At 60.0% G+C, this 25,838-nt stretch carries 23 protein-coding genes and 6 pseudogenes; 17 read left to right on the forward strand and 12 right to left on the reverse strand.

Features of this window, described 5'->3' with window-relative positions; genetic code table 11:
- Nucleotides 1-88: 88 nt before the first annotated feature.
- The 8 genes and pseudogenes from FAZ95_RS40960 to FAZ95_RS36570 form a co-directional block, all read left to right on the forward strand.
- Nucleotides 89-424 carry a hypothetical protein gene (locus FAZ95_RS40960; protein ID WP_437437766.1) on the forward strand — a complete coding sequence of 112 codons (336 nt, stop codon included), beginning with the start codon at nucleotides 89-91 and terminating at the stop codon, nucleotides 422-424.
- Nucleotides 421-1,314 carry a proteasome-type protease gene (locus tag FAZ95_RS36535; protein WP_137337196.1) on the forward strand — a complete coding sequence of 298 codons (894 nt, stop codon included), beginning with the start codon at nucleotides 421-423 and terminating at the stop codon, nucleotides 1,312-1,314. The genes FAZ95_RS40960 and FAZ95_RS36535 overlap by 4 nt, the downstream gene beginning before the upstream one ends.
- Nucleotides 1,311-1,772 carry a response regulator transcription factor gene (locus tag FAZ95_RS36540; protein ID WP_137337197.1) on the forward strand — a complete coding sequence of 154 codons (462 nt, stop codon included), beginning with the start codon at nucleotides 1,311-1,313 and terminating at the stop codon, nucleotides 1,770-1,772. The genes FAZ95_RS36535 and FAZ95_RS36540 overlap by 4 nt, the downstream gene beginning before the upstream one ends.
- Complete coding sequence (locus FAZ95_RS36545; protein ID WP_137337198.1) at nucleotides 1,757-3,175, forward strand: tetratricopeptide repeat protein; 1,419 nt, start codon at nucleotides 1,757-1,759, stop codon at nucleotides 3,173-3,175. The genes FAZ95_RS36540 and FAZ95_RS36545 overlap by 16 nt, the downstream gene beginning before the upstream one ends.
- Nucleotides 3,176-3,869: 694 nt before the next feature.
- Nucleotides 3,870-4,097 carry a hypothetical protein gene (locus FAZ95_RS36555; protein ID WP_137337199.1) on the forward strand — a complete coding sequence of 76 codons (228 nt, stop codon included), beginning with the start codon at nucleotides 3,870-3,872 and terminating at the stop codon, nucleotides 4,095-4,097.
- 214 nt (nucleotides 4,098-4,311) lie between these two features.
- A complete protein-coding gene (tnpA, locus tag FAZ95_RS36560) occupies nucleotides 4,312-4,746 on the forward strand; it encodes an IS66-like element accessory protein TnpA (protein WP_137337785.1) in 435 nt (144 codons plus the stop codon).
- Complete coding sequence (tnpB, locus tag FAZ95_RS36565) at nucleotides 4,743-5,087, forward strand: IS66 family insertion sequence element accessory protein TnpB (RefSeq protein ID WP_137337200.1); 345 nt, start codon at nucleotides 4,743-4,745, stop codon at nucleotides 5,085-5,087. Before tnpA ends, tnpB (FAZ95_RS36565) begins: the two co-directional genes overlap by 4 nt.
- Nucleotides 5,088-5,117: 30 nt before the next feature.
- Nucleotides 5,118-5,678: pseudogene (locus FAZ95_RS36570) on the forward strand (transposase domain-containing protein); the annotation flags it as partial.
- A 101-nt stretch (nucleotides 5,679-5,779) separates the two neighbouring features.
- Here the strand turns inward: FAZ95_RS36570 and istB are convergent.
- From istB to FAZ95_RS36585, 3 genes are read right to left on the reverse strand one after another with little or no spacing between them, the layout of a single operon-like run.
- Nucleotides 5,780-6,538: an IS21-like element helper ATPase IstB gene (gene istB / locus FAZ95_RS36575; protein WP_137337201.1), complete on the reverse strand. Its 759-nt coding sequence runs from the start codon at nucleotides 6,536-6,538 to the stop codon at nucleotides 5,780-5,782.
- 9 nt (nucleotides 6,539-6,547) lie between these two features.
- Nucleotides 6,548-8,086 (reverse strand): IS21 family transposase, encoded by a 1,539-nt coding sequence (istA, locus tag FAZ95_RS36580; RefSeq protein WP_137337202.1) that lies wholly within the window; start codon nucleotides 8,084-8,086, stop codon nucleotides 6,548-6,550.
- Between the two features lie 53 nt (nucleotides 8,087-8,139).
- Complete coding sequence (locus FAZ95_RS36585) at nucleotides 8,140-8,325, reverse strand: hypothetical protein (protein ID WP_137337203.1); 186 nt, start codon at nucleotides 8,323-8,325, stop codon at nucleotides 8,140-8,142.
- 28 nt (nucleotides 8,326-8,353) lie between these two features.
- Here FAZ95_RS36585 and FAZ95_RS36590 point away from each other — a divergent pair, with 28 nt between their 5' ends.
- From FAZ95_RS36590 to tnpC (FAZ95_RS36605), 4 genes and pseudogenes are all read left to right on the forward strand, one after another.
- Nucleotides 8,354-8,740 carry a transposase gene (locus FAZ95_RS36590; RefSeq protein WP_254700156.1) on the forward strand — a complete coding sequence of 129 codons (387 nt, stop codon included), beginning with the start codon at nucleotides 8,354-8,356 and terminating at the stop codon, nucleotides 8,738-8,740.
- Nucleotides 8,737-9,072 (forward strand): IS66 family insertion sequence element accessory protein TnpB, encoded by a 336-nt coding sequence (tnpB, locus tag FAZ95_RS36595; RefSeq protein WP_175425850.1) that lies wholly within the window; start codon nucleotides 8,737-8,739, stop codon nucleotides 9,070-9,072. The genes FAZ95_RS36590 and tnpB (FAZ95_RS36595) overlap by 4 nt, the downstream gene beginning before the upstream one ends.
- A gap of 65 nt (nucleotides 9,073-9,137) precedes the next feature.
- Nucleotides 9,138-10,671: pseudogene (tnpC, locus tag FAZ95_RS36600) on the forward strand (IS66 family transposase).
- Nucleotides 10,672-10,712: 41 nt separating this feature from the next.
- Nucleotides 10,713-11,732: pseudogene (gene tnpC, locus FAZ95_RS36605) on the forward strand (IS66 family transposase); the annotation flags it as partial.
- A gap of 592 nt (nucleotides 11,733-12,324) precedes the next feature.
- On the opposite strand, the gene FAZ95_RS36610 reads toward tnpC (FAZ95_RS36605), so the two are convergent.
- Nucleotides 12,325-13,119 (reverse strand): class I SAM-dependent methyltransferase, encoded by a 795-nt coding sequence (locus FAZ95_RS36610; RefSeq protein ID WP_137337204.1) that lies wholly within the window; start codon nucleotides 13,117-13,119, stop codon nucleotides 12,325-12,327.
- A 955-nt stretch (nucleotides 13,120-14,074) separates the two neighbouring features.
- Here FAZ95_RS36610 and FAZ95_RS36615 point away from each other — a divergent pair.
- The 3 genes and pseudogenes from FAZ95_RS36615 to FAZ95_RS36625 all read left to right on the forward strand — a co-directional run.
- A pseudogene (locus FAZ95_RS36615) lies at nucleotides 14,075-14,727 on the forward strand (hypothetical protein); the annotation flags it as partial.
- Between the two features lie 226 nt (nucleotides 14,728-14,953).
- Nucleotides 14,954-15,202, forward strand: a complete 249-nt coding sequence (locus FAZ95_RS36620; RefSeq protein ID WP_137337205.1) for a GlsB/YeaQ/YmgE family stress response membrane protein — start codon at nucleotides 14,954-14,956, stop codon at nucleotides 15,200-15,202.
- A gap of 15 nt (nucleotides 15,203-15,217) precedes the next feature.
- A complete protein-coding gene (locus FAZ95_RS36625) occupies nucleotides 15,218-16,012 on the forward strand; it encodes a glycosyltransferase family protein (protein WP_137337206.1) in 795 nt (264 codons plus the stop codon).
- A gap of 27 nt (nucleotides 16,013-16,039) precedes the next feature.
- Here the strand turns inward: FAZ95_RS36625 and FAZ95_RS41025 are convergent.
- The 7 genes and pseudogenes from FAZ95_RS41025 to FAZ95_RS40965 all read right to left on the reverse strand — a co-directional run.
- A pseudogene (locus FAZ95_RS41025) lies at nucleotides 16,040-16,273 on the reverse strand (hypothetical protein); the annotation flags it as partial.
- 225 nt (nucleotides 16,274-16,498) lie between these two features.
- Complete coding sequence (locus tag FAZ95_RS36630) at nucleotides 16,499-16,747, reverse strand: hypothetical protein (RefSeq protein ID WP_137337207.1); 249 nt, start codon at nucleotides 16,745-16,747, stop codon at nucleotides 16,499-16,501.
- 273 nt (nucleotides 16,748-17,020) lie between these two features.
- Complete coding sequence (locus FAZ95_RS36635; protein ID WP_137337208.1) at nucleotides 17,021-17,224, reverse strand: hypothetical protein; 204 nt, start codon at nucleotides 17,222-17,224, stop codon at nucleotides 17,021-17,023.
- Nucleotides 17,225-17,795: 571 nt separating this feature from the next.
- Nucleotides 17,796-19,169, reverse strand: coding sequence for a glycosyltransferase family protein (locus FAZ95_RS36640; RefSeq protein ID WP_137337209.1), 1,374 nt, complete (start codon nucleotides 19,167-19,169; stop codon nucleotides 17,796-17,798).
- Nucleotides 19,170-19,419: 250 nt separating this feature from the next.
- Nucleotides 19,420-19,998 (reverse strand): hypothetical protein, encoded by a 579-nt coding sequence (locus FAZ95_RS36645; protein ID WP_137337210.1) that lies wholly within the window; start codon nucleotides 19,996-19,998, stop codon nucleotides 19,420-19,422.
- Nucleotides 19,999-20,058: 60 nt separating this feature from the next.
- Nucleotides 20,059-20,796 carry an OmpA family protein gene (locus FAZ95_RS36650; protein WP_254700166.1) on the reverse strand — a complete coding sequence of 246 codons (738 nt, stop codon included), beginning with the start codon at nucleotides 20,794-20,796 and terminating at the stop codon, nucleotides 20,059-20,061.
- A gap of 23 nt (nucleotides 20,797-20,819) precedes the next feature.
- On the reverse strand, nucleotides 20,820-21,338 hold the full coding sequence (locus FAZ95_RS40965; RefSeq protein ID WP_437437803.1) for a YadA family autotransporter adhesin: 519 nt from the start codon (nucleotides 21,336-21,338) through the stop codon (nucleotides 20,820-20,822).
- Between the two features lie 139 nt (nucleotides 21,339-21,477).
- On the opposite strand from FAZ95_RS40965, the gene FAZ95_RS40970 reads away from it, so the two are divergent.
- Complete coding sequence (locus tag FAZ95_RS40970; protein ID WP_437437767.1) at nucleotides 21,478-22,275, forward strand: hypothetical protein; 798 nt, start codon at nucleotides 21,478-21,480, stop codon at nucleotides 22,273-22,275.
- Here FAZ95_RS40970 and FAZ95_RS40975 read toward each other — a convergent pair.
- Nucleotides 22,272-22,376, reverse strand: a pseudogene (locus FAZ95_RS40975) (hypothetical protein); the annotation flags it as partial. The gene FAZ95_RS40970 and the pseudogene FAZ95_RS40975 overlap by 4 nt on opposite strands.
- Here FAZ95_RS40975 and FAZ95_RS40795 point away from each other — a divergent pair.
- Nucleotides 22,336-22,677 (forward strand): hypothetical protein, encoded by a 342-nt coding sequence (locus tag FAZ95_RS40795; protein WP_254700173.1) that lies wholly within the window; start codon nucleotides 22,336-22,338, stop codon nucleotides 22,675-22,677. The pseudogene FAZ95_RS40975 and the gene FAZ95_RS40795 sit on opposite strands and share 41 nt — an antisense overlap.
- Nucleotides 22,678-25,838 lie beyond the last annotated feature (3,161 nt).

Below are 25,838 nucleotides of genomic sequence, written 5' to 3' on the forward strand. Positions count from 1 at the left end.
TTGGATGCGCTCACACCCGGCCGCGGCGTGTGTCAGGATCATGCGCACGATCGCACTGTGCCACGCGCGCGGCGTGCCGACACGTTACGTGAGCGGCTACCTCGATCCAATCGACGTGTCCGATATGGCGAGCCACGCCTGGGTCGACGTCTGGATCGACAACGGCTGGGTGACGGTCGACGTCACGTACGCGTGTTTCGTAAGCGAAAAATATTGTTGGATTGCGATGGGGCGCGACTACGAGTCGGCCGTGCCAGTGCGCGGACCGCGCGTCGGCGGGATGAGCGAGACCATGTCCGTGAGCGTGCAGGTAAACACGCAGGAATCGCAGCAACAGGTTTCCCGATATAGCAACGACAACGGCGACGCATTTCCCATGAGAAACGGCGGCGCCCGCCAACAGCAGGATAAAGGAAACGCATGACGTATTGTGTAGCAATGGCGGTGGATGAAGGTCTCGTGTTCCTTTCGGATACGCGCACGAACGCAGGCGTAGATCACATCAGCACATCGCGCAAAATGGTAGTGTTCGAGGACCCAGGCGAGCGCCTGCTCGTGCTGCTCGTGGCCGGCAATCTCGCAATTACGCAGGCTACGCTACACGTGCTCACCGAACCCCAAGAGGGTCAGCGCCCTACGCTCTGGAACGCCCCGACGATGGTCGAGGCGGCGCGCATCATCGGCGACGCGGTGCGCGAAGTGTATCGGCGCGACGCCGAGGCGCTCAAAAGCTTCAACGTCGATTTCAGCTGCAGCTTCATTCTTGGCGGGCAACTGCGCGCGCAGCCCATGCGCCTGTTCCAGATCTACGCAGCGGGCAATTTCATCGAAACGTCGAGCGTCAATCCCTATTTCCAGATTGGCGAATCAAAGTACGGCAAACCGATCATCGATCGCGTGCTGACGCCACATACACCGCTCGGCGAGGCCGCGAAATGCGCGCTGATCTCCATGGACTCCACGCTGCGCTCGAACCTCTCGGTGGGCTTGCCGCTCGATCTGCTCGTGTACGAGCGCGACTCGCTGCGCGTCACCCGTTATGCGTCGCTCAACCAGTCTAACGACTACTTAAAGTTGATGCACTCGACGTGGGGCACGCGTCTGCGTCAGGTGTTCGGCGAGATTCCCGATCCCTTCTGGACCGACGAAGCCGGTGTGCCGCTTAGCGAACGCGCGACGCTGCCCGCTGCGGCGCGACCGACGCTTGACGGTCACGTATCCGAGCCGCGACCGGCCCAGACGCTCGCGCAGTTAGACCATGGGCACACGTGCGCTTTGCACGCCGTCGGTCCTGTCGTTCTGGAGGCGAGATGAAGATCCTATCGCTCGAAGACGATGCCGCGCACGCCGGGTTGATCCGCACAGCCCTGCAGGCGACCGGGCACGACGTCCTTGTTGTGGACAGCGGCCGGCTCGCCATCCGTCATCTGGAAACGGCTCATGTGAACCTGCTCATGCTCGACTGGCAGGTGCCGAACGTTTCCGGATTCGAGGTCCTCTGCTGGGCCCGCTCGCACATAGGCGAACGCATACCCGCGCTGGTTCTCACCTGTCGCTACCGGGAAGATCAGCTTGCAGCCATGTTCGACGCCGGGGCCGACGACTACGTCATCAAGCCCATCAGTGCGCGCGTGCTCGCAGCACGAGTCAACGCGCTGCTGCGCCGCGTCTATCCCGACTCGGCCCACAATTCGACCTGCATCGAAGCCGGGGCCTATCAGATCGACTTTCCATCTTTCGATGGTGAAAGCCAACAATGTCCGCAGAATTAGAACAGCAGTTACGTGCCGCGCAGACAAGTTACACAAGCGATCCACATAATCTCGCGATCGTGAACGAGATCTGCCACATACTGATTGCGCTCAAACGCGAAGACGCATTACTCCCTTGGGCGGAATACGCACTGACGCTCAGTCCGAACGCCTCCCAATTTGTTGTGATGCGCGCCCTTGCGTTGAACTTGCTGGGACGCCATGCCGAGGCAGCTGACACATGGGCGAGTGACGCATCGTTGTCGAGCGACCCCGTGCTCTATCCGCTGCGGCTCGGTTACAGCCTCATGATGGCCGGCGACCTCCAGCGAGCCATCCCATTGCTGGACAAAGCGCGGCGGGCGGCGGCGCTGTGCAATCCGCAGATCCTCGCGCCAGCCGAACACCTACTGGGCGAGGCAATGCTCAAGGCAGGTAACCCACGGGGCTTTGCGCACTGGCTGCTGCGTAACGAGGACCCGGACGCTGCAGGCAACTACTGTCCGCGCGGGATCCCAATGTGGGCCGGTGAAACCGACCTGCGAGGACGGCGCGTGCTGATCACACATCAATTGGGCTTCGGCGACAACTTCCTGCTGGCCGCGTGCGTGGCTGACTGGCTTGATGCCGGTGCCAACGTAATGATCACTTGTGACCCGCAAGTTCATGCGCTGATGCAAGCGTCGTTGTCCGACTGCGAGGTGGTAAGCGCACAACGTCCATTGCGATTACAGGAAGTAATGCCGGAGGATCTGCAAAGGCGTGTCGACGCATTTGCGCCGCACCTCTACGCCACACTGCTCCATCTTCCGCTTCAGAGAAGCGGGCAGATGGTGTCCTTCGGGTACCACTTCCGGCCCTACATCCAGGCACCGAGTTTGAAACAGAAGATTGCTGAAAAGTGGGCACAACGGCTACGCGCGCAGCATCCGGAGAAGAAGCTGGTTGGCCTGTTCTGGAACTGCGATCAGCGCCACAGGCCCGAACTGGGCAGCATCATGAGGTGTTGGGCTGCGCGTCGCAGCTTGCCACTTGACGCGATCAACTGGCTTGTAACGAATCCGACAGTAGCGGATTGTGTGCATTTTGTGAATCTTCATCACCCTGTGGTCGAAGCGACAGCCGGCATACCGAAAGAAAATATGAGCCGTTATCTCCCCGGCATCTGGCATTTCGATGATACCGCGGCCTGCATCGGGCAACTTGACGCTGTAGTCGCTGTGGACTCGGCGGTCGCGAATCTTGCCGCCATGATGGGCACGCCGACTTGTGTTCCAGTCAATACGTCCGGAGACTGGCGCTGGGGTAGCGAGGGGACCACCAGCCTGTGGATCAAGAACGCAACTGTGCTACGGCAAACTCACGAAGGTGACTGGAATTCCGTCGTATCGAACATCGCGTCATGGTTAGTTAAACGTACCTAATGTCGAGTGTGACCGATTGTCCGTTGGTAGATCAGGAAATTCTGCGATGCTCAGCTGCCAGCAACTCCAATTCGCTCCGAACGCGGTCAATTACGTACTTCCAGTCGCCCGGACGCGCCTGTCTGGATAGACGCGCAGGAGGATACCAAAGCGAGTCGTCGCGATCCGTCAGCCCGCGCCAGCAACTATTGAACCGTGAAAGAATCCACACCGAATGTAAAGGTGTCCCCAACGCCGTATGGACGATGTCAATTAAAATTGCCAGAGTAGAATCCCCATCAATAATGTATGTTCCGCCCCGGCATTGCAGGGCGAACGTTGTCGATCCGACGCACGTCAGTTTGCGTAAATGTATCCGGCCTCTCGCGAAGTCGAACGCGTTTGGCGTTCAGGCCATGATGAGATCTGCGCGTACCGTTCCTAAGAGGTTGACTCGGGCTCGGTGACCCGCCTTTTTTTGTTTCAGACTTACAGCACGCCAGTCAACCGTTGCCTCATCGCGATTTCACGTCCCTGCGAACTTGGAGCCCGGACAGACATACAGACGGTCGCTCGCATTCTCGCGCCACGCTTCAAAACTGATGGATGCGCCCGACAGCGCGCCAATATCGCCGTGACAAACGTTGACGGTAGCCGGTACCTTATCCGGTTACGCTTGCGGCTGTCCCGTCGATATCCAAGATGGAGAAGAACTGTGAGCCCCTTATCCCTGATTGATCTTTCGTACCTGGCCAACCGAATTCGTCCGCCTCAGCCCCTTCACGTCTCAGCGCCCGAAATTACGCCGGTGCCGCATGCAGAGAGCACGGCCGCCGATTTCGCGACACGGCACGCCGATCTCCTGATCCTGATCGGCGCGACCGCGGCCGGCGTCCTGATGCTGCTGGAAATGTTTGTCGCCCTTCACATCCTCCTTGACTGATTGCGCCCTTCCGTATGATGGCCTGGCACCACAGCCCGATGCTGGCGACCACGTCATCCGGATCGCTCGACCGCGATTTTCGTCACCTGCCCTCTCCGCCCGGGGTCGCCTTCAGATCGAGAATTTTGGCGGCCTCATCGAACTCCAACTCGTCTTCAACGTAAGCGGCTCACGTCGGCCGTTGTAGACGGTGACTGAGAGAGACATCAGAGTGATGGCCATCATTTCGGATTTGATGGGCATCACTTTGTCACAGTCTGCAGAGAAGAAGCCGGGTACCCGAATGGGTCGCCCCAACTACCCCCGGGATGTTCGTGAGCGGCTGGCGGCAGCGGCTTGCGAGCCGGGTGTATCGGTCGCGAAGCTGGCTCGGGAGAATGGCATCAACGCGAACATGCTGTTCACCTGGCGGCGGCGATATCTGGCCGATCGGCAAGCTCGGTCGGCTGGGCTCATTCCGGTCGTACTGGTAGGCGACACGCCGACGGAAGTCGTTGCGTCACCTTCGGTAGAACCGCGAGTGCCGGACACGAAGCCTGCATCACCTGTTGGCACGATCGAGATCCGTATCGGTCGTGCCGTGGTTAAGGTGGACGGCTTGGTTGATGCCGACGTGCTGCGAACCGTGCTGGATAGTCTGCGCTCATGATCTCCCTCCCGGCAGGCACGCGCATCTGGATCGCTGCGGGCATCACCGACATGCGCTGCGGCTTCCAGGGGCTGGCCGCGAAGGTACAAACAGCGCTTGAGGAGAATCCGCTGGGCGGCAACGTCTACATCTTCCGGGGCCGTCGAGGTGACCTGGTGAAGATCCTTTGGGCAACGGAGGACGGAATCTGGCTACTCGCGAAGCGGCTTGAACGAGGCCGTTTTATATGGCCTGAGGCAGACGGTGGCAAGGTCCATTTGAGTCCTGCACAACTGTCTATGCTCCTTGAGGGCATCGATTGGAGACAGCCCCGTCGCAGCGCCGCGTTATCGATGTTGTAAACCGCGCGGCAGACTCGTAAACTACGGCGCATGTCGAACGGCGCCGATCTTCCTGACGATGTCGATCTCCTGAAGGCCTTGCTGGTCGAGGCCCGTAGCCTGCTTGCCGAACGAGATGTCGAGATCGAGCAGCTCAAGGCCCAAATCGACAAGCTCAGGCGCATGCAGTTCGGCCGCAAGTCCGAACAGTTGCAGCGACAGATCGAGACGCTCGAGACTCAACTCGAGGATCTGGCCGCCGGGCGCGGCGTCGCGGATGTGCAGCGTGCGCAGGCCCGCCGTGCAAACGTCTCAGCGTCAAGTGCGGCGACGGGCGTTGCGGCTTCGAGGCAAGCGTTTCCTGCGCATCTGCCGCGCGAGGATCACGTGCTCGAGCCCGAATCGAGTTGCCCGGACTGCGGTCAACCGATGCAGACGCTCGGCGAGGACGTGTCCGAACAGCTCGCGCGGGTCGCTGCGGCGTTCAAGGTCATTCGCACGATCCGACGCAAGCTGGTTTGCCCATGCTGCTGCAGCATCACCCAGCTGCCGATGCCCGGCCTGCCTATCGAGCGGAGCATCGCCCATTCGAGCTTGCTAGCGGACATTCTTGCGTAATTCGTGGAAGCTGGACACGCGTTTCGCGTGAAGGTGGACGGCTGATTCTCGCGAAGCTGGACAGTCGGAGCGCAGCGACGCGGGGTTTTCGATTTTTACTCTGACCGGGGTTTGTCGGTCAAACTCTTTTTGTGTTTGCGCATCGATTCGCCGCTGAGATTGACGCGATAGGTGTTGTGCACGAGTCGATCGAGAATGGCGTCGGCGAGCGTCGGGTCCCCGAGTACCGCGTGCCAGTTTTCAATTGGAATCTGACTTGTCACGAGCGTCGAACGGTGGCCGTGACGATCATCAAGAATCTCCAGCAGGTCGCGCACGGCGCCGTCGCTCATGGGAGCCATCGCGAAGTCGTCCATCAGCAGGACATCCGTCTTTGCCCACTGCGCCAGCAGGCGTGCGTAGCGGCCGCTACCGTGTGCAATGGCAAGATCCTCGTTCAACCGGGGCATCTTCAGATACAGCGTTGAGAAGCCCTGACGGCATGCCTGGTTGGCCAGTGCACAAGACAGCCAGGTCTTGCCAAGACCGGTGGCGCCTATGATCACCGTGCTGTTGCGTTCGCGAATCCAGTTGCACGTCAGCAGCTGGCCGATGAGACTGCGGTCGAGTCCCCGTGCCGAGCGGTAGTCGATGTCCTCGGGCACGGCATCGGGGAACTTCAGTTTTGCGCGGCGTAGCCGCGCCGTCGTCTGCCGTGATTCGCGCACGCTGGACTCTCGCTCAACAAGCAGACCCAGTCGTTCCTCGAAGCTCATTGCTTCGATGTCGGCGAGTCCCTGCTGCTCGGTGAGCGCGGCGGCCATGCCGCTCAGGCGTAGCTCGTGCAGCTTCTCGATGGTCGGATGTCTGAGCATATTTCTCCTTCAATGGTAGTAGTTGGGCCCACGCACGTTGGCGTGCGTAAGCGGTAAGTCGGCCTGTACAGATGTCGGCGAGGGTTGCTGATCCAGACCGTTCTTCAGCGTTGAGGCGATGAACTTGTACCCCGGCGCTTTGAGATCGATGGCGCGGCAGCAGGCCACCTCAAGTCGCTCGTTGCCATAGTCCTTTGCGAGCCGAAGCACACCAAGACAGGTGCGATAGGCCTGCTGCGGATGCTGACGACCGCCCAGCAGATGCCCGATGACTGCGGCGGTGTGTGGGCCGATGCTGGCCGCCCAGTTGCGCAGACGCTGTGGGGCCCAGCCAGTGACGGCCTGATGGTTAGCGGGCATGTGTTCATTGAGCGTGGTATGGGCGCCCCGCCGGTCGCTCTTTGCGTGCGCGGCGATACGCTTGCCGCGATGGAAGATCTCGACCGTCGACGTGGTGTAACGAAGGTCAACCTGTTCTCGCGCAAAGCGATGCGGGACCGAGTAGTAATGGCCAGTCAGTTCGACGTGATAGTCGATGCCGACGCGGGCGACCTTCCAGTCGGCGTACTGGTACGGCAGCGCAGGCAACGCCTTGAGCGCCGGACGGTCAAGTTCCTCGAAGGCGCTGCGGCGTGAACCTGGCAGCTTCTTGAAGGCCTTGTTGTTCAGGCTGGCGAGCAATCCGGCGATTGCCCGGTTCGCCTCGGCCAGACTGAAGAAGCGCTGCTTGCGCAGCCGGGCGAGAATCCAGCGCTGGACCAGGAGTACGCCCTGTTCAACCTTTGCCTTGTCGCGGGGCTTCCCGCTGCGAGCCGGGAGGACTGTGACGCAATAATGCGCGGCCATTGCGGCGTAGGTGCGATTGATCAGCGGATCGTAGAAGCTGGGCTTGTGTACGCCTGACTTCAGGTTATCGGGGACGACAATCTCAGGACAGCCACCGATGAATTCGAACGCACGCACGTGCGAGCCGATCCAGTCTGGCAACTGCTGCGTCCAGGTCGCTTCGGCGTACGTGTAGTTCGACGCGCCGAGCACTGCGACGAAGAGCTCCGCCTCACGGATCTCGCCCGTCGCCGCATCGATGATTGCGACCCTGTCGCCGGAGTAGTCGACGAACAGCTTCTCGCCCGGAGCGTGCGTCTGGCGCAATGTCAGGGGCAACGAACTGGCCCACTGGCTGTAGTGCGTGCAGAACCACGTGTACGCATAGCCGTCCGGATGCTCGGCCTTGTACTCGTTCCACAGCAGATCGAGCGTGACGCCCTTGCGCGAGAGCTCGCGACGGACGGTGGGCCAGTGGGGTTCGGGCCGCTGCCCTTCGACCTGTGGCGGCGGCGGGTACAGCCGCGCTTCGAGTTCGTCGTCGGACAGCGTCGCCGACACCGCCCAGGTAAGCCCTGCGCGCTCCATGCGCCGCACATACTGTCCGACAGTCGTTGGAGAGGCACCGACTGCCCGGGCAATCTCACGCTGCTTGAACCCGCAGTCGAAATGCAGCCGCAGCACTTCACGAATTTTACGCATGGTCAACGTTGGATATGCCATGTGGCCTCTCGACGAAATCGTCGAGCGTGCCACGGTTGACCCGCGTCGCTACATCAGAGCGTTACTGTCCAGCTTCGTGTGAAATCGCTGTCCAGCTTGCCGTGAAATCCGTGTCCATCTTCGCGTGAAATGCCTGTCCAGCTTGCCGCGAAATCACTGTCCAGCTTGGTGTGAAATACGTAAGCGCCCGGGGAAGTCATCTTGATTGCGTAAGGCTCGAAGGCGAGGATCGTGTCCATCTAAATTTTTAATGGACAGATGTACACGATGGATGAAACCGAGGTGACGCAGGAGGTTGTGCAACCAACGCGACGTCGGCGGCATAGCAAGGAGTTCAAGGCACAGGTCATCCGGGCGGCGATGCAGCCTAACGTGTCGATCGCGGCGGTGGCATTGCACTATCGCTTGAATGCCAACATGCTGCGAAGCTGGGTGGCTGCGCAGGAAGAGCTGGATGCGGCCGAGGTTGCCCGCAAGTCGATGAGCGTGCCATCGGCAGAGTTTGTGCCGTTGCAGCTGGAAGCGCCCGGGGCTGCATCTAACGCGACAGAGATCCAGATCGAGGTACGTCGAGGAGCAGCGACGGTGACAGTACGCTGGCCGTTGTCGGCGGCGAGCGACTGTGCGGTGTGGTTGCAAGGATGGCTGCGGTGATCCGCATCGACGCGATCTGGCTAGCGACCGAACCGCTGGATATGCGTGCAGGTACCGATACGATTCTGGCGCGTGTGGTGAAGGTGTTCGGCGCAGCGCGCCCTCACCATGCCTATCTGTTCGCCAACAAGCATTCGACGCGCATGAAGGTGCTCGTCTACGACGGGTTTGGAATCTGGCTGGCCGCGCGTCGCCTGAACAAGGGCCGGTTCGTATGGACGAACGGCCACGAGGCAATCGCCGTCGCGTTGAATCCCCAGCAGTTAAGAGCGCTCGTGACGGGACTGCCGTGGCAGACGCTGACGCACGATCACGCGATCTGCGTGGTGTAAAGGGTCGCCGGCGCCGTAAACCGTTTTGCTTCCGTGGCGATACCGGCTCTGGCAGACTGGAGCGCATGAACCTGCCCGCGGACCTCGACGCCCTCAGCCCGGAGCAACTGCGCGCACTGGCCGCTCAGTTGATGACCCAGATCGGCGAGACGGAGCGAGAGCTGCACTATCGCCAGACGCGCATCGACCAGCTCACGCACGAACTGTCCGTACTCAAGCGCCTGCAGTTCGGCAAACGCAGCGAGCAGTTCGATACCGAACAGATGAGCCTGCTCGACGAAGCGCTCGACGCGGATCTGGCCGCACTCGAAACCGAACTCGAGCAACTGCAGCCGGACACCTCGCCGGGCGGACAAGGCCAGAAGCCCAAGCGTGCGCCGTTGCCACCGCAATTGCCGCGCACCGACTTCCATCACGAACCGACGGACCTGAGCTGCTGCGCCTGCGGTTGCCAGCGCGTGCGTGTGGGCGAGGACATCAGCGAAGCTGGACTATACGCCGGGCGTGTTCACGGTCGAGCGGCACATCCGCGGTAAGTGGGCTTGCAAGGCGTGCGAAACACTCATCCAGGCACCGGTTCCGCCTCACGTGATCGACAAGGGTATCCCGACCACCGGGCTACTCGCGCAGGTGCTGGTTGCCAAGTACGGCGATCATCTGCCCTTGTACCGGCAAGAACGCATCTTCGGGCGCGCGGGCCTGGCCATCCCGCAATCGACGCTGGGCGCCTGGGTGGGCGTATGCGGGGTGCGGCTGCAACCTCTGGTCGATGCGCTTCGCCAGGAACTCCTGCGCCACGAGGTGGTGCATGCCGACGAGACACCGGTGCAGATGCTGGCGCCCGGCAAGGGGAAGACACACCGAGCTTACCTGTGGGCGTACAGCACCACGCAGTTTGCCGATGTGAAAGCTGTGGTGTATGACTTCGCAGATAGCCGTGCCGGCGAACATGCCCGTGCGTTCCTGGACAAATGGCGCGGCAAGCTGGTGTGCGACGACTACAACGCCTATAAAGCCGGATTCGAGCTGGGCATGACTGAAATCGGCTGTGCTGCTCATGCCAGAAGAAAGTTCTTCGAGTTGCACGCCAACCACAAGAGCCAGGTCGCGGAACAGGCTTTGAAATACTTCGTCGCGCTCTACGATGTCGAGCGCGACGTCGCTGACCTGAAGAACGATCAAAGAGGTGTCGTTCGTCAGCAGCGAGCCAAACCCGTTGCCGACGCACTGCACGCCTGGATGGTCGGCCAGCGCAAGCTCGTTTCCGAGGGATCGGCGATCGCCAAAGCGCTCGACTACAGCCTTAAGCGATGGGAGGCGCTGACGCGCTACCTGCTCGATGGGGACGTGCCCATCGATAACAACTGGCTGGAAAACCAGATCCGCCCGTGGGCTCTCGGGAGGTCGAACTGGTTGTTCGCGGGCTCATTGCGCGCCGGCCAACGTGCCGCCGCGATCATGAGTCTGATCCGCTCGGCGCAGCTCAACGGCCACGATCCGTACGTCTATCTGAAAGACGTTCTCACACGGTTACCCACCCATCGAGCCGATGACATCGACCAGTTGCTGCCGCATCGCTGGGCTCCGACTGCCGCCTGACAAACCTCCGCAGTGCCTTCACCGGGCGCTTACTGAAATACGCAGACATTCTCGTGTCCAAATACGCAGACCACCAGCCGTTGTATCGGCAAGCGGCGATTGCGGCGCGCGACGGCGTGGCGCTCGATCGGGCCAGTATGGGCCGCTGGGTCGGCCAGTGCGAGGCATTGTGCGCGCCGCTGATAGAGGCGCTGCGCCGCTATACGGTGGCGGCCGCCAAGCTGCACGCGGACGACACGCCGATCCCGGTGCTCGCACCGGGCAACAAGAAGACCCGCACCGGCCGCCTGTGGGTCTACGTGCGCGACGATCACCGCTCGGGTTCGACTGAGCCTGCTTCCGTCTGGTTTGCGTACTCGCCGAACCGGCAGGGCATCCACCCTCAAACCCATCTCGCCGGCTTCAGGGGAACGCTGCAAGCGGATGCTTACGCAGGCTTCGACGAGCTGTTCCTCGACGGCTCGATACGCGAAGCGGCATGTCATGCCCACGCGAGGAGAAAGTTCTACGACATTCATGTGCGCACGCCGTCCGACACGACGCAAAAGGCGCTCGACTATATCGGCGAGCTCTACAGCATCGAGGCCACCATTCGCGGCAAGCCCGCAGCCGAACGGCTGCGAATGCGGCAGGAGAAAGCCAGACCACTGCTTCAAATCTACGAAGCGTGGCTCAGGGCGAAGCTCGAAACGCTGTCATCGAAGTCAGATACCGCCAAGGCGATCAACTACTCGCTCAACCAATGGGCCGCACTGACGCTGTATTGCGAAGACGGTACGCTCGAGATCGACAACAACATCGCGGAAAATGCATTGCGTTGTGTAAGCCTGGGTCGGAAGAATTTTTTATTTGCCGGCTCCGACAGTGGCGGTGAACGCGCGGCCGCGATGTATGCGCTGATCGGCACTTGCACACTCAATGACATCGATCCACGCGCCTACCTGGACTATGTCCTAACTCGCATCGCTGACCACAAAATCAATCGCATCGACGAGCTCCTGCCTTGGCGTGTGGCCGACAAACTGTATAAGCCAACCAGTCCACCGAATCCCGCTACCTGACCGGGCAGGTCTATATCACCATCATGCCTCACGCGCACGCGCATGGACGAATGGCCCGGGCGAGCCGCTTACTCTTCAACACGATAGCGGCGCGCTTCAACGAAGCCCAGATTGACAAGGAACGCGCACAACCGAGGGCTTCCGTCTCGCCCGAGGCGAAAGCGCGCATGCCTTCGGCGCCATCACGCTGCCAGAATTCGATGGTCGCTTGGCCCCATAAAACACCCGGCCAAACCGGAACAGTTGTCCACCGCCACTGCTGGAGTCGTTCATCCGTGACGCGGACGTATGGGTTTCACTTTTCTCGAGATGCGTCCGACCGTACGGCACCATTGTCCGCATTGTGAGACATCCGCCGCGTTAGCGCTCGTGACTTGCGCACACGAGAAGTCACTTTGCACACAGAGCTCTACCATCCTTGCCGGACACGCACGTGAGCGCATGCTGCACTACGTCGGAGTCGAACCACTCAATGGAGGGGCGATGACAGCTTCGATAATCCGAGTCGGGATGGTTTCCAGCTTTTCGAACTGTTTCCGCGTATGTTGATTACCGGAAATCTTACGTTGGCCCACGGGAATTTAAATCGCGGCTAAGACCAAAGCTCGTGGGAATAGCGTGTTGCCCATCCGGGAAGCGCGTCACGATAGAAAAAATGGACCCCTTCGTTAAATGAGCCCGCTTTTAACCCATGGCGATGCGCGATCGTTGCGAGCGCACCCGACGTGAAGAACGAAATGTGTCCGTTACGCGGTGCACAGTACCACCACTTGTCGATACCCGCCTCAAGAACACGTTCCGTTACGAGCAGTGTGCTGAAAAATATCGCGCCGTCTTCCTCGAGGAAGCGCACCATCATGTCCATCAATGCGTGTGGCTCAGGGTGATGCTCGAACACTTCAAACGCAACAACTGTTTTGTATTTCTCGGACAGTACAGAAGTATTTGTGTGCGTCGCATAAGGATCGTATGATTCGACCTCCAAAAAACCACGTGCTCTAAGCTCGCACTCAAGCAAACCGAGGCCAGAACCAAAATCGAGCATCCGTCCCTGAGCCATCTCCGGGAAGCTGTTGGCGATCATCTCCGCGTTCGAACTCGGACGCTTTCCTTTGTAATCTGGATCGTGGCGTTCGTAGTCTTTATTGTAAATGTGTCTGGCGAAATCCTCTGGCTCCCAGTTGTCAAAAGCACGTGTAAATACAAAGCCGCACTGTTCGCATCGGTAGTAGTAAATCGGAACCCCCGAATACGGCTCGACTTTCTTGCCTGCGGCATGATCAGCACCACAGCGAGAGAAATCAACAACTCCACATAGACGGCTTGTGCTACCACAGCATTTACATGCGGAGTCCTCCGGTGCAACGCACATCGGCTTCAAGGACATCAAAGACGCTCCCCAACGAATGAGTCTTCCCGATTGCGTTGCAATGCTCGACAAAGCAGCTTATCGATCAGACAGATCAGTATCTTCGGGATTATTCAATTCATCCCGATTTGCATTAGTATGTGAGCGTGCTGGCAAGCGCGCGCTGTGCGCCGCCGGCACGAACTCATGTCTTGCGACTTGCCCACGCGACTTGCCCACGCAATTTGCATTCACGCCCACTTTCGGCTGGCGCAAAGTTTCGATCAGTTTTCCTTCAATCGATCTCCAGGCAGTAGCCAATCTGATAGAGCTCACGCAGCCATGCCCCGTGACATAGGCTGAGCTCCAGCTTTTGACGCAGGCGGTAGATGTGAGTATTGAGACCCAGGCTCGGTAAGTTAAAGTTCCAAACGACGGCCAGGACAACGGAGAACCCCATTCTGCGGGGTAGTTGGAGGAGCTCTGACCGGGTAGAAGCATGGCGCATCACGCCCACTGAATTGTCAACTTTTGTAGCCGATGTCTCCAATGCTTAATTCCGCCTATGTTGCCTCTTGCGGCAGTACTTTCGTAGTCGACTGCGTTGTTCGCATGCGGTAACGTCTTGAACAAATTGATCAGATAAAGATAAAGATCGATGTCATCGGCGCAACACGTCTCAACGTACGAATCCAGGTTCTCAAGTCTGTTTTCAACGTGGCGGCATGGCTTCTCCCATTGTCTGTTGAGATATTCAGGCGGCTGCGCCATAAACTTTGCTCCCGCATGAGCTCCCTTCTTGGAAACTGGTTCATCAACAGACGCAACGCTGGATTCAGGCTACATGTTTCGTGGCCATGTTGAACGAACCGCGTTCGGTCATCCTTGGCCTTGGCACGCATGGCGAAAGTGGCCCATCTGCTGAGGCCGGTCTAGATGGGTGTATCGCTGCAATCGACTTGCGAGGGTGCCCGACCAGTTCCATCTCGAGGCATCTGGCAGCGTCAAGCAGGCGACGTTCTCCTATACGAGCGCAAGCCCGGTCTTCACGTCGGTCATGGGTCTCGCGAACGCGCCGGCGGGCGGCGAATACTCGATGCCCTTCCTCGGGCGGGATGCTAGCGCCGTCTACTATGCAACTGGCACGGGCGCGAACATGGGACCGATCAAGCAAACGATTGCGACGGGCGCCATGGCCGTGTTCGATCATCCCGCGGGTTTTGAAACCTACTATCCGATTGCGCGTGCGGACGATTCGGCGTGAACGCCGACGCCACGAAGGCCAAGCTCGGGTCGAGCTACTACAGCGGCCCGACTACGCCGCACAACCTGCTTTCGCAGGGGCACCCAGCTGCCGCATCGGCAAGCTATAACTCTCAACTGACACGCAACAAGACGTTCGACGGCAACACTACAAGCGCGCGTTGGGACTTGCCCGAAGGCGCCGGCGTCGATCGGCAATGAATCTCCGTGGATCTCGGTGCGGTGAACTGGCCCACGCTCGACTCGACGAGCGACAGCGTCTCATATGGCCACGTCACGCTCCCGAATCTCAACGGCCATGGCCGCTATGTCCGGATGTATGGCACGAAGCGCGCGACGCCGTGGGGCTACTCGCTCGACGAAATGCAGGTGTGGGGATCGTAAGTGCCCGTAGCGGGTCCGTCTTCGGACCCGCACGCCGTCGCCCACGGTCCGGAGAGTGTAGTCACATGGACACCTCATTGTGAACAGCCATTCGGCGAAAGCCCTAGGCCATCGCCCGTTCAATGACAATCGTTGACAAACCAGATCCCGTCGTACGCTAAAGTGAATTCGCGCGTGCACCCTTGCCTATTTCGAACACTAACTTTCAGCGCAGAGTATTGAGACGATGGAAGGCTTCATTGCATGGATTGTGATTGGTGCAGTTGCGGGATGGCTGGCGGGACTGCTGGTCAAGGGTGGCGGCTTCGGCCTGGTGGTCGACATTATGCTCGGTGTAGTAGGCGTATTCATCGGGGGATGGCTCTCGAACCTGTCGAGCATCTCGCTCGGCCGCGGCTTGATTGGCTCCCTTGTAACGGCGGTGTTCGGCGCGGTAATTCTGCTGGTCATAATTCGCCTCATCAAACGCGGATAGACAATCCGTTACGACATGACTCAATCTGATCCGGGCAGGCACGCTGCTCGCATATTTGTCGCTTCGCCGATCTACAACGACCAGTGCTTCGGCTCGTATACAAACTCGTTGCTCGGCCTGCAAAATGCGCTGTTACAGCGTGGCCACGAGTTCACTTTCGAGTGGACAAAGAACGTCAGCGCGATCGCTCGCGCGCGGAACATGCTGTTCAATCGGTTCCTGCAGGACACAAGGGCAACGCACCTACTATTCGTTGATGCCGATATTGCCTTCGAGGCGAACGACGTTGTTCGGATGCTCGAATACGATTACGAGCTCATGGCCGCGTTGTATCCCAAGAAAGTCATCAGTTGGGCAAACGTCGCGCGTGCCGCACGCGAGCATCCCGATTTGCCGGCGGGCAGTTTGCCCTTTGTCGCGGGTGCTTTCGGCACCTTCAATTTGTTGCCCGGGGACCAAGAGATCCCCATTGACCGGCCCTTCCCGATTGCCTCGGCAGGAACTGGGCTCATGCTGATTCGTCGCAACGTATTTACGCAAATGGTCGATGCCTATCCGGATCTCATGCTTCGAATAGGTGAAGGCGAAGTGCCCTATTTTCCTGGGGTCGACCGCTTGCCCGCTCTTTTCAACGAAATGACAACGGTAGGAGGACGGATTTTGGGCGAGGACCTGTCATTCTGCGAGCGGTGGCGGGCAATTGGTGGTCAGGTGCATGGTTGCGCCTGGTTCACGATTCGACACCTGGGAACCTACGAATACGCGTGCGATATACGGTCCATGGCGCAACTGAGACTGGTTGTTCAGTAGTGGGGCCGAATAGGGGAGAATGGAGCTCTAGTCCGAGTATTGAACCCGGACGTTCGCGACTCCCTTGGTACTTGTATTCACCCAGACTCGCCCTTGTGCCCCAGCGGTAGCAACGCCGGTACCAGTTGCGGCCGCGGGGGACTTCGCAAGAGCAGAAGCAACCGCAACACCCGCAACGGTGTTCGATGCGACATCCCACGACTTGACGCCGTTATGTCCAGCGCAAGCACCTTTTTTCGACGCGCCCGAAAAAGACGTACCGTCCTTGCAGAGTGTGCATCACTCCGGCAGATGCGCCGGCCGGAACCTGCGCGAAAGCAGCATTCGCGGCGAAGAGAAACGAAGCCACCACCAAGAATATAAACGATGTTTTCATTGCATATCCTTTAGACATTCTAATTGATAATGCTCTCTGAAAAGCGGCTTGTATATCGCTTTCCTCTCGTGCGAGGCAACAGTTTGTGTTCAGTGTTGGTCCATCCTCCCCTAACGCATTAGCCGGACCGTATCTGCCACATTGATGCCGACCTGCTCGTCCGCTGTCAATGTCCATACACGGTGCCCATACGCCCTGACTTGCCACACCAGTCTTTGAATCAACGCCCGTCTGAGCAGCATCCGCACCGTGCCATCGCATGTTCCGAGTAATCCGCTGATTTCGCGCACCGAGTATTGAGCCTTAGCAGTCGTGGCGGCCAACAGATCGCCAATCCCCTCACGCTTGATCTCTTCCATCCCCAACAACACCTACCCGCTTTCATCGGCCAGGCCGATCTCGACGCGCGGCATCATCGAGTTGGCCTTGCGGGAGTCGGTACGCGGGCAGTCGCGGCGCCAGCCAATGCGCCAGCATCGGCACGAACGCAATGGTGGCCACCGAAATAAATGCTGCTACGCAAGTCGTACGGATTATGCTGTCCACGTTTAACATCTTCAGGGATTCTTTTTAAAATAAATATCCGATGTCGCTCAAGCGTAAAATCGAGAACTAGAGTTCCCTGAGCTCCATCAACACCATCGTCCGCGACGCCCGCTTCTCCTGAATAGTACGGGGTGCAGCGCGTTACTGGAAATCAGGGCGACGATCCGCATGATCCTGACACCTTTCACACCTGTTATCACCGCCGCGTTCGGGCTGACTCGCGATTCGAGCAGCTCCAGCCGTTGATGTAAGTCCTCCACGGTTTTGACCGGACCGTCAACTGCAACCATCTGACTTCTCCTTCATGAAGGCCTGCCGAACGACACCACTTACGAGACCGCACCCAACGTGCGCGAAACAGGTAGGCCGGTCACTACACTTCTCGCAGAGGGATAATTCTATGGAGTGAATCGACGGCGCGCTGTCAATCTTTATCAAACACGCAAAGGCGTTTTTCGGAGGTTTTCTTCATGCGGGAGAGTTTTCGCAAAACCGCGTGGTGCAACGACACAAACCCACGCGTTCAATCCACCAGATCAGACAGGTCGTGCCAGCGCATTGACGTATTGCCTGATCCCAACTGACCGTGCGGAAAACACGTCACGGCAATCGCGTGCAATGCCCGGATGCCGAGCTCGGCATCTCCGCAGCTTCGTCTGATCTTGAGATCACGCACCCGCCCCTCGTCATCGAGCCAAACACGCGCTATTTACACGCTTCGAAGACGAATCGGAGTGCACAGAAGATGCTCGTGACAGGATACGGTCCATCAAAGACATGCCAAATGCTCCTGTTTGGTTACCAGTCCGTGCGCGATCTTAAGAAGCACGTAAAATACGTACGTGCACTCAAGGATAAAGATCACGATTCCATGCTCCAGCGATTCCAGACTTGCATAACCACGGCGCGATAATGATTGTGCTGAGCGGGGAAATGCACGAATCGATGTTTGCGGGTCGCGTACACAGGCGACGCTGCGAGCGTGGTCGCGTCAACGATATAGCGTGCATCAAGCATACCGAAGTATTCCATTCCCTCCTGAATCGCTTGCTGATCCCCGCCGTTGGAGTAGACGGACGAACGGTCTTCGACAGCCTCGATGCGAGCACACATATGCTCCACCACCTCACGCATCGCCTCCGTATTGCGCACGCCGATCATGCAGGAATTCACCGCCCATGCCGTATGGTCGATTCCAATCACGAAATCCCGTTCGTCAATTACCGGATCGATCCGCTCGAGCTGATTGATCGCGAGAATATCGGCATCCACCCAGAACACGAACGCGTGATCGCGCAGATGGTGGCGAATCAGGTGCAATTTTGCCCAGTTCGCGGTCACGCCAGGTGGCACGAACGGCGGCGGCATCCGATAAGAATGGTATCCATAGCCGTGACGACGGCAATAACGCTCGAAATTCTCTTCGTGAATGTCCCCGTAACCAGCAACGTCTCCCGTATGGAGCGTGACAAACGCGATTGGTGCACGTGAATTGACATGCAACGCAGGCTCGCGAGCGCGTTGTTGCGCGGCTTTCCACAACTGTGAGGCATCCGGGCGGTCTCCGCGTTCAACTAAGCTCGCGTCATGGAGAAGGGCAGTCACGTAGCGAAAATCATAATCAGCAGTCGGGTTCCAGTGCCCGTCCACGCATTGCCAACGCGGCGCATTATGCGCGACCAGTGGCATCGCATCGGCCATAAAGTCGATCGAGAGGCCTCCCTCCCATACGACCTGGACGGACGCAAGATGACCATTGGAAAGGCGGTCCTTGAACGAAAGCGGGATAAATGCGTCCCGCAAATACGACGCCTCGCAGCCGGAAAAGTGGCCGGGCAGATAAACCGCCCAGCGCCCGAGCTCGAGCACCAACCGGCGAACTCGCTCCCGCACATCGAACGTATTGCGGAAAATCATGCCGCTTGCAGCAGGCCACGGCGATCCCGGCGCCTGATTGGTCACGATCGCATCGTATCCGCGAGCAACGTCGTCCAGTGACTGTCGACCAAACACAACCGAAAACGGATCCAGAACGAGCAGCAATTCGCCGTCAGGCGCGCGGACAAGTTCGTGCATAATCGCCTGGTACTTGAAGAGCACCGCCTGCCGCTGGCCATAGATGTGCAATGCATCCGCAATCGCGTGCCGGTAGCCCCAAGCTCGTGCGTACTCCGCATGGTTATCAAGCAGCCCGTCAACCGGACGATTCGAAACCATCGTCAGCACCGTATGCATGCTTTCCCTTCTGCCATCCATACTCGTTCACACGCGCCCTGCTCGCTTCGACAACCCGCCTGGATAGAGCTACTCGAAAAAAGCCGCCAGTCAAAGGAATGGCAGCCTTAGGACATTTCCAAGAGGGCCGATTCGTGCCACTAAAACCGAACCGACTAAAAGTCATCGTAGCCGGATCGGTCGCGGGCAATTGTCAACCATAGTCACCACGAGGTATCGAGGATGCACTCGCCGACCCGTTGACGCTGCATCACTGCGCCGCTCCCCAATGAAACTCGACCTGTCGCCGCAAAACCAGGCACGATGGAGGAGAGTCGACAAGCGTAACCGTCTCCCGCGGCCGCGCCGGATGCGTGTAAACCGTCACGGCGCGAACGAGTTTCGTTGGGTGGTAGCCCGGCAGTTCGGTACGTGCAACTTCCTGGCACGATTCAGGCGCGCTCGAGATCCGCTCCACGAGAATGGCGCACCCGCCCGTTGGTGCGGGAACGGTTGCCAGCGACAGCAGCGCCGCACCGCGCTGGAAATCCATGCCAGACATGGAAAAGAATGGCCCGCCGTCGGGATTGGTGCGATCCCAATCCAGCAGCACATCCGCGTCGGCTGCACCGGTGAACATCCGGCTAGACACTGCGTCGATCGCCGGGCCGCAGCGCCGGATACCCGCAGCGCTCGCCGCACGGGACAGCACGGTCGAGCTTGCATTGCCGGGCGCGGGAGCAGCCCCGGGGATCGGCTGCGCACCAACCAAACTGGGTATGCACATCGACAGCGCGTAGCCGTATCGCCGCAAACGGCGACCAATTCCACGCCTTACCATGCTGTCCATTTTCGTTCTCGGTTCCGAACCCGCGCCCGTGCGCGAGTTCGACGTTGCAGACTGCTAATGCTACTTCGTGTCACCGCCAAACGAAACCTCTACTCGACGATTTTGCGACCTTCCCCCAGCGGTCTCGTTCGATGCAATCGGACTTGCTTTACCATAGCCGCGCGCAATAAACTGCTTCGACTGTAGACCCTGGTTCTTCAGGTAAGCCACAACCGACTGGGCACGTCGTTCAGACAGCGCCTGGTTGTATTTATCGCGCCCGACGCTATCCGTATAGCCGTTCGCCGTGACCGTATCGAATGTCGTACCACGTGCTTCGTCGATGAGCTTGTCCAGACGCTCCCGACCCTCGGGTTTCAGAATAGCCTGATCGAAGTCGAAGTTGGCATCGCCACCGAACGTCATCTTCCGTTCCGGTAGGCGCGGCGCCGAAGGGGGCAAAGCGGGCGCAGCGCGCGGAGGTGGAGGCGGGGCCGAAGCGACTGCCGGCACACCACACTGGAAAGTCAATTCGCGCGTGTTCGGCTCGGTACTGCCCTGCCTCAGGGGGCCCATATCTTGCAAAACACGCACCGGCTGCGTGTCACAAATCTCCCTCGCCTTGCGCTGACAGGTCTCAGCCCCTTCGAACACGCCAAAGCAATCGACGCGATATGCCTTTTCGCCGTTCGGCAGATTCAACGACCATGAGCTGTACGTCGGCCCCGATGCCGACGTACAACCCGTCAGCACCACTGCTGCAGCTACAAGAAATTTCGCTCTTGCTGTTTGAAACATCGAAATGACCTCTGCGTTCATAGGAGCGGTTGGTTTTTGCCCAATCACCACTGGTAACCAATACCCACGCCATAGGCGTAACCATCACTACTCGCACTCGCACCGGCGCGCAGCTTCAAATTCTCCGTAAGGCGGGCAGTAAATCCGAGAGCCACCGCGTGATAACCCTCGTACCCGCCGGTCGCGATGCCAACCGCGATCGTCTTGCCCTGGTCAACGTCCGGAATCATAGTGAGCGCAGTCGCTCCAGCCACACCTGAGTAGGCCTTGCGCGCCACGTTGTTAACCGTTCCGCCCAACGAATTCAGCTGCGACATATTCACGGCGTCCGTCGGATTAACGCCCGGAGCCACGTTCGTGATGCGTCGCTCGTTGTTCGGCGCGCCGACCGATACGGTGTTCGGCTGATTCGCGATCGAATTCGACCCGAGCGCCACCGAATTCGCCGCGCTTGCCGTGGCGTTGGTGCCGATCGCCACGGCATTCGCACCCGAGACGACCGATTTCGCGCCGATGACGGTTGCGCCTTCCGACATTGCGCTCGCACCGTTGCCGATCGCCACGGCGTTCGTGCCCGTCGCGGTTGCATTCGGCCCCAATGCCATCGAATCCACGCCGGTCGCGCCGCTGTTGTCGTAGTTTCCGCTTTGTGTTCCACCATCGTTGACACTGTAGTAATGCGTCCGTGTCGTCGAAACAGTAGTGGAAAGCGACGCGATGCCGGCTGCAGTCGACGTGGACAACGAGGTGACCGCACTGTTGGTCGTGCTCAGGCCCGTCGACAGCGAACTGACACCGGTCGACAACGAGTTGGCCGTCGTGGACGTCGAGGTCGACAGCGACGCGATCGAGCTGTTCGTCGAAGACAGGCCAGTCGACAGCGAGCTGATTCCCGTGGAGGTCGAGGTCGACAGGCTCGACATGTTGCTGCTGGCCGTGCTCAGGCTCGTCGACAGCGAGGTCCCCGACGTGGACAGACTCGCGAGATTGCTGTTGGTCGTGCTCAACCCGGTCGACAGCGAGCTGATACCGGTCGAGGCCGAGGTCGAGAGACTGCTGACACTGGTGGACAGCGAGCTGGCCGACGTCGAAGCCGAAGTGGACAGCGAGGTGACCGTGCTGTTGGCCGTGCTCAGGCCCGTCGACAGTGAGCTGATGCCGGTCGAGGTCGACGTCGAGAGACTGCTGACACTGGTCGACAGCGAACTCGTCGTCGAGGACAACGACGTGGACAGGCTGGTCAGGTTGCTGTCCGTCGTGCTGAGGCCTGTCGACAGCGAACTGATGCCCGTCGACGTCGAGGTCGAGAGACTGCTGACACTGGTCGACAGAGAACTCGTCGTCGAGGACAGCGACGTGGACAGGCTCGTCAGGTTGCTGTTGGTCGTGCTCAGGCCCGTGGACAGCGAGCTGATGCCGGTCGACGTCGAGGTTGAGAGACTGCTGACCCCCGTCGACAACGACGAGAGACTGTTGTTGGTGGTGCTGACGACCGCATAGAGCTCGCTGCCGTTGACCGCGTCCGTGCTCGTGGCCGTGATCTGACCTGCACCGACGTTGGTGAGCTGGCGCTCAGCCCCCGGCGCACCCACGCTCACCACGCTCGTCGGGTTCGTGCCGCCGGCAAAGCTGTACGTCACCCCGCCAACCGTCGCAGTCGCCGTTGGGTTCGGCGCTGCCGTCACCGAGCCCGCGCCCAGCGCGACAGCACCGGCGTTCGCCGCCGTTGCCCCGGCGCCCAGTGCAGTCGCGTTCGTCGCTGAAGCGAGCGCGGTCGTGCCGAACGCACTGCTTGTTGCCCCTGACGCCGTCGTGTTGTACCCAAAGGCCGATGCGTCGGTTCCAAGTGCGGACGAGAAGTTCCCATATGCCGTACCCGGATCGCCCGCCTGCGCACCATAACCGATAGCGACACCGCCGGCACCGCCGCTCGGCCCATTAGCCACTATGGTAGCGTCGGTGCCGATCGCGATACTGTTACTTCCAGTAGCCGGCGTTGTGGCGCCGTATCCCTCGGCAATACTTCCTGGGCCGGCTGCAATCGAATTCGGACCGATCGCGACCGAGTTGAGGCCGAGAGCCTGACTGTCCGGTCCGGTGGAGTTCGCGTGGAAATACTTGATGCCCTGACTATTGATGCTATCGATCGCGGCGCCCACGCTGTTGACATTGGTCGTCGTGCCGTTCGCGTTGTACATGGTGTACGACGGGGCAGAGATCGTGCCAGTCAGCGGGTTGTACGTCGCGCCTCCGCCAAGCGCCGCGGCAGCACTGTTGCCGAGGTTGTTGGTGTTGGTGGTGACTGTACTCAGACCCGTCGACAGCGAGCTGATCCCCGTCGACGTTGAGGTCGAGAGGCTGCTAACTCCGGTCGACAGCGAGCTGACGCCGGTCGAAGTCGAAGTCGACAGCGACGTGAGGTTGCTGTTGGTCGTGCTCAGGCCCGTCGACAGTGAGCTGACGCCGGTCGACAGCGAACTTGCCGTCGTGGACGTCGAGGTCGACAGCGAAGCGACGGTGCTGTCCGTCGTGCTCAGACCCGTCGAGAGCGAGCTGATCCCCGTCGAGGTTGAGGTCGAAAGACTGCTAACACCGGTCGACAGCGAGCTGATACCGGTCGAAGCCGACGTCGACAGCGACGTGAGGTTGCTGTTGGTCGTGCTCAGGCCCGTCGACAGTGAGCTGACGCCGGTCGACAGCGAACTTGCCGTCGTCGACGTCGAGGTCGACAGCGAAGCGACGTTGCTGTCGGTCGTGCTCAGACCCGTCGAGAGCGAACTGATCCCCGTCGACGTTGAGGTCGAGAGGCTGCTAACTCCAGTCGACAGCGAGCTGATACCCGTCGAGGTTGAGGTCGAAAGACTGCTAACACCGGTCGACAGCGAGCTGATACCGGTCGAAGCCGACGTCGACAGCGACGTGAGGTTGCTGTTGGTCGTGCTCAGGCCCGTCGACAACGAGCTGGCCGTCGTGGACGTCGAGGTCGACAGCGAAGCGACGGTGCTGTCCGTCGTGCTCAGACCCGTCGAGAGCGAGCTGATCCCCGTCGACGTTGAGGTCGAGAGGCTGCTAACTCCAGTCGACAGCGAGCTGATGCCGGTCGAGGTCGACGTCGACAGCGACGTGAGGTTGCTGTTGGTCGTGCTCAGGCCCGTCGACAGTGAGCTGACACCGGTCGACAGCGAACTTGCCGTCGTGGACGTCGAGGTCGACAGCGAAGCGACGTTGCTGTCCGTCGTGCTCAGACCCGTCGAGAGCGAGCTGATCCCCGTCGACGTTGAGGTCGAAAGACTGCTAACACCGGTCGACAGCGAGCTGATACCCGTCGAGGTGGACGTCGAGAGACTGCTGACACTCGTCGACAGTGAGCTGACACCGGTCGACAGCGAACTTGCCGTCGTGGACGTCGAGGTCGACAGCGAAGCGACGTTGCTGTCCGTCGTGCTCAGGCCCGTCGACAGCGAGCTGATCCCCGTCGACGTTGAGGTCGAGAGGCTGCTAACTCCGGTCGACAGCGAGCTGATACCGGTCGAAGCCGACGTCGACAGCGACGTGAGGTTGCTGTTGGTCGTGCTCAGGCCCGTCGACAGTGAGCTGACGCCGGTCGACAGTGAGCTGATACCGGTTGAAGCCGACGTCGACAGCGACGTGAGGTTGCTGTTGGTCGTGCTCAGGCCCGTCGACAGTGAGCTGACGCCGGTCGACAACGAGCTGGCCGTCGTCGACGTCGAGGTCGACAGCGAAGCGACGTTGCTGTCGGTCGTGCTCAGACCCGTCGAGAGCGAACTGATCCCCGTCGACGTTGAGGTCGAGAGGCTGCTAACTCCGGTCGACAGCGAGCTGACGCCGGTCGAAGTCGAAGTCGACAGCGACGTGAGGTTGCTGTTGGTCGTGCTCAGGCCCGTCGACAGTGAGCTGACGCCGGTCGACAGCGAACTTGCCGTCGTCGACGTCGAGGTCGACAGCGAAGCGACGTTGCTGTCGGTCGTGCTCAGACCCGTCGAGAGCGAACTGATCCCCGTCGACGTTGAGGTCGAGAGGCTGCTAACTCCAGTCGACAGCGAGCTGATACCCGTCGAGGTTGAGGTCGAAAGACTGCTAACACCGGTCGACAGCGAACTTGCCGTCGTGGACGTCGAGGTCGACAGCGAAGCGACGGTGCTGTCCGTCGTGCTCAGACCCGTCGAGAGCGAGCTGATCCCCGTCGACGTTGAGGTCGAAAGACTGCTAACACCGGTCGACAGCGAGCTGATACCCGTCGAGGTGGACGTCGAGAGACTGCTGACACTCGTCGACAGTGAGCTGACACCGGTCGACAGCGAACTTGCCGTCGTGGACGTCGAGGTCGACAGCGAAGCGACGTTGCTGTCCGTCGTGCTCAGGCCCGTCGACAGCGAGCTGATCCCCGTCGACGTTGAGGTCGAGAGGCTGCTAACTCCGGTCGACAGCGAGCTGATACCGGTCGAAGCCGACGTCGACAGCGACGTGAGGTTGCTGTTGGTCGTGCTCAGGCCCGTCGACAGTGAGCTGACGCCGGTCGACAGTGAGCTGATACCGGTTGAAGCCGACGTCGACAGCGACGTGAGGTTGCTGTTGGTCGTGCTCAGGCCCGTCGACAGTGAGCTGACGCCGGTCGACAACGAGCTGGCCGTCGTCGACGTCGAGGTCGACAGCGAAGCGACGTTGCTGTCCGTCGTGCTCAGACCCGTCGAGAGCGAACTGATCCCCGTCGACGTTGAGGTCGAAAGGCTGCTAACTCCGGTCGACAGCGAGCTGATGCCGGTCGAGGTCGACGTCGACAGCGACGTGAGGTTGCTGTTGGTCGTGCTCAGGCCCGTCGACAACGAGCTGATCCCCGTCGACGTTGAGGTCGAGAGGCTGCTAACTCCGGTCGACAGCGAGCTGATACCGGTCGAAGCCGACGTCGACAGCGACGTGAGGTTGCTGTTGGTCGTGCTCAGGCCCGTCGACAGTGAGCTGACGCCGGTCGACAGTGAGCTGATACCGGTTGAAGCCGACGTCGACAGCGACGTGAGGTTGCTGTTGGTCGTGCTCAGGCCCGT

The organism is Trinickia violacea (assembly GCF_005280735.1).
Classification (GTDB): Bacteria; Pseudomonadota; Gammaproteobacteria; order Burkholderiales; family Burkholderiaceae; genus Trinickia_A; species Trinickia_A violacea.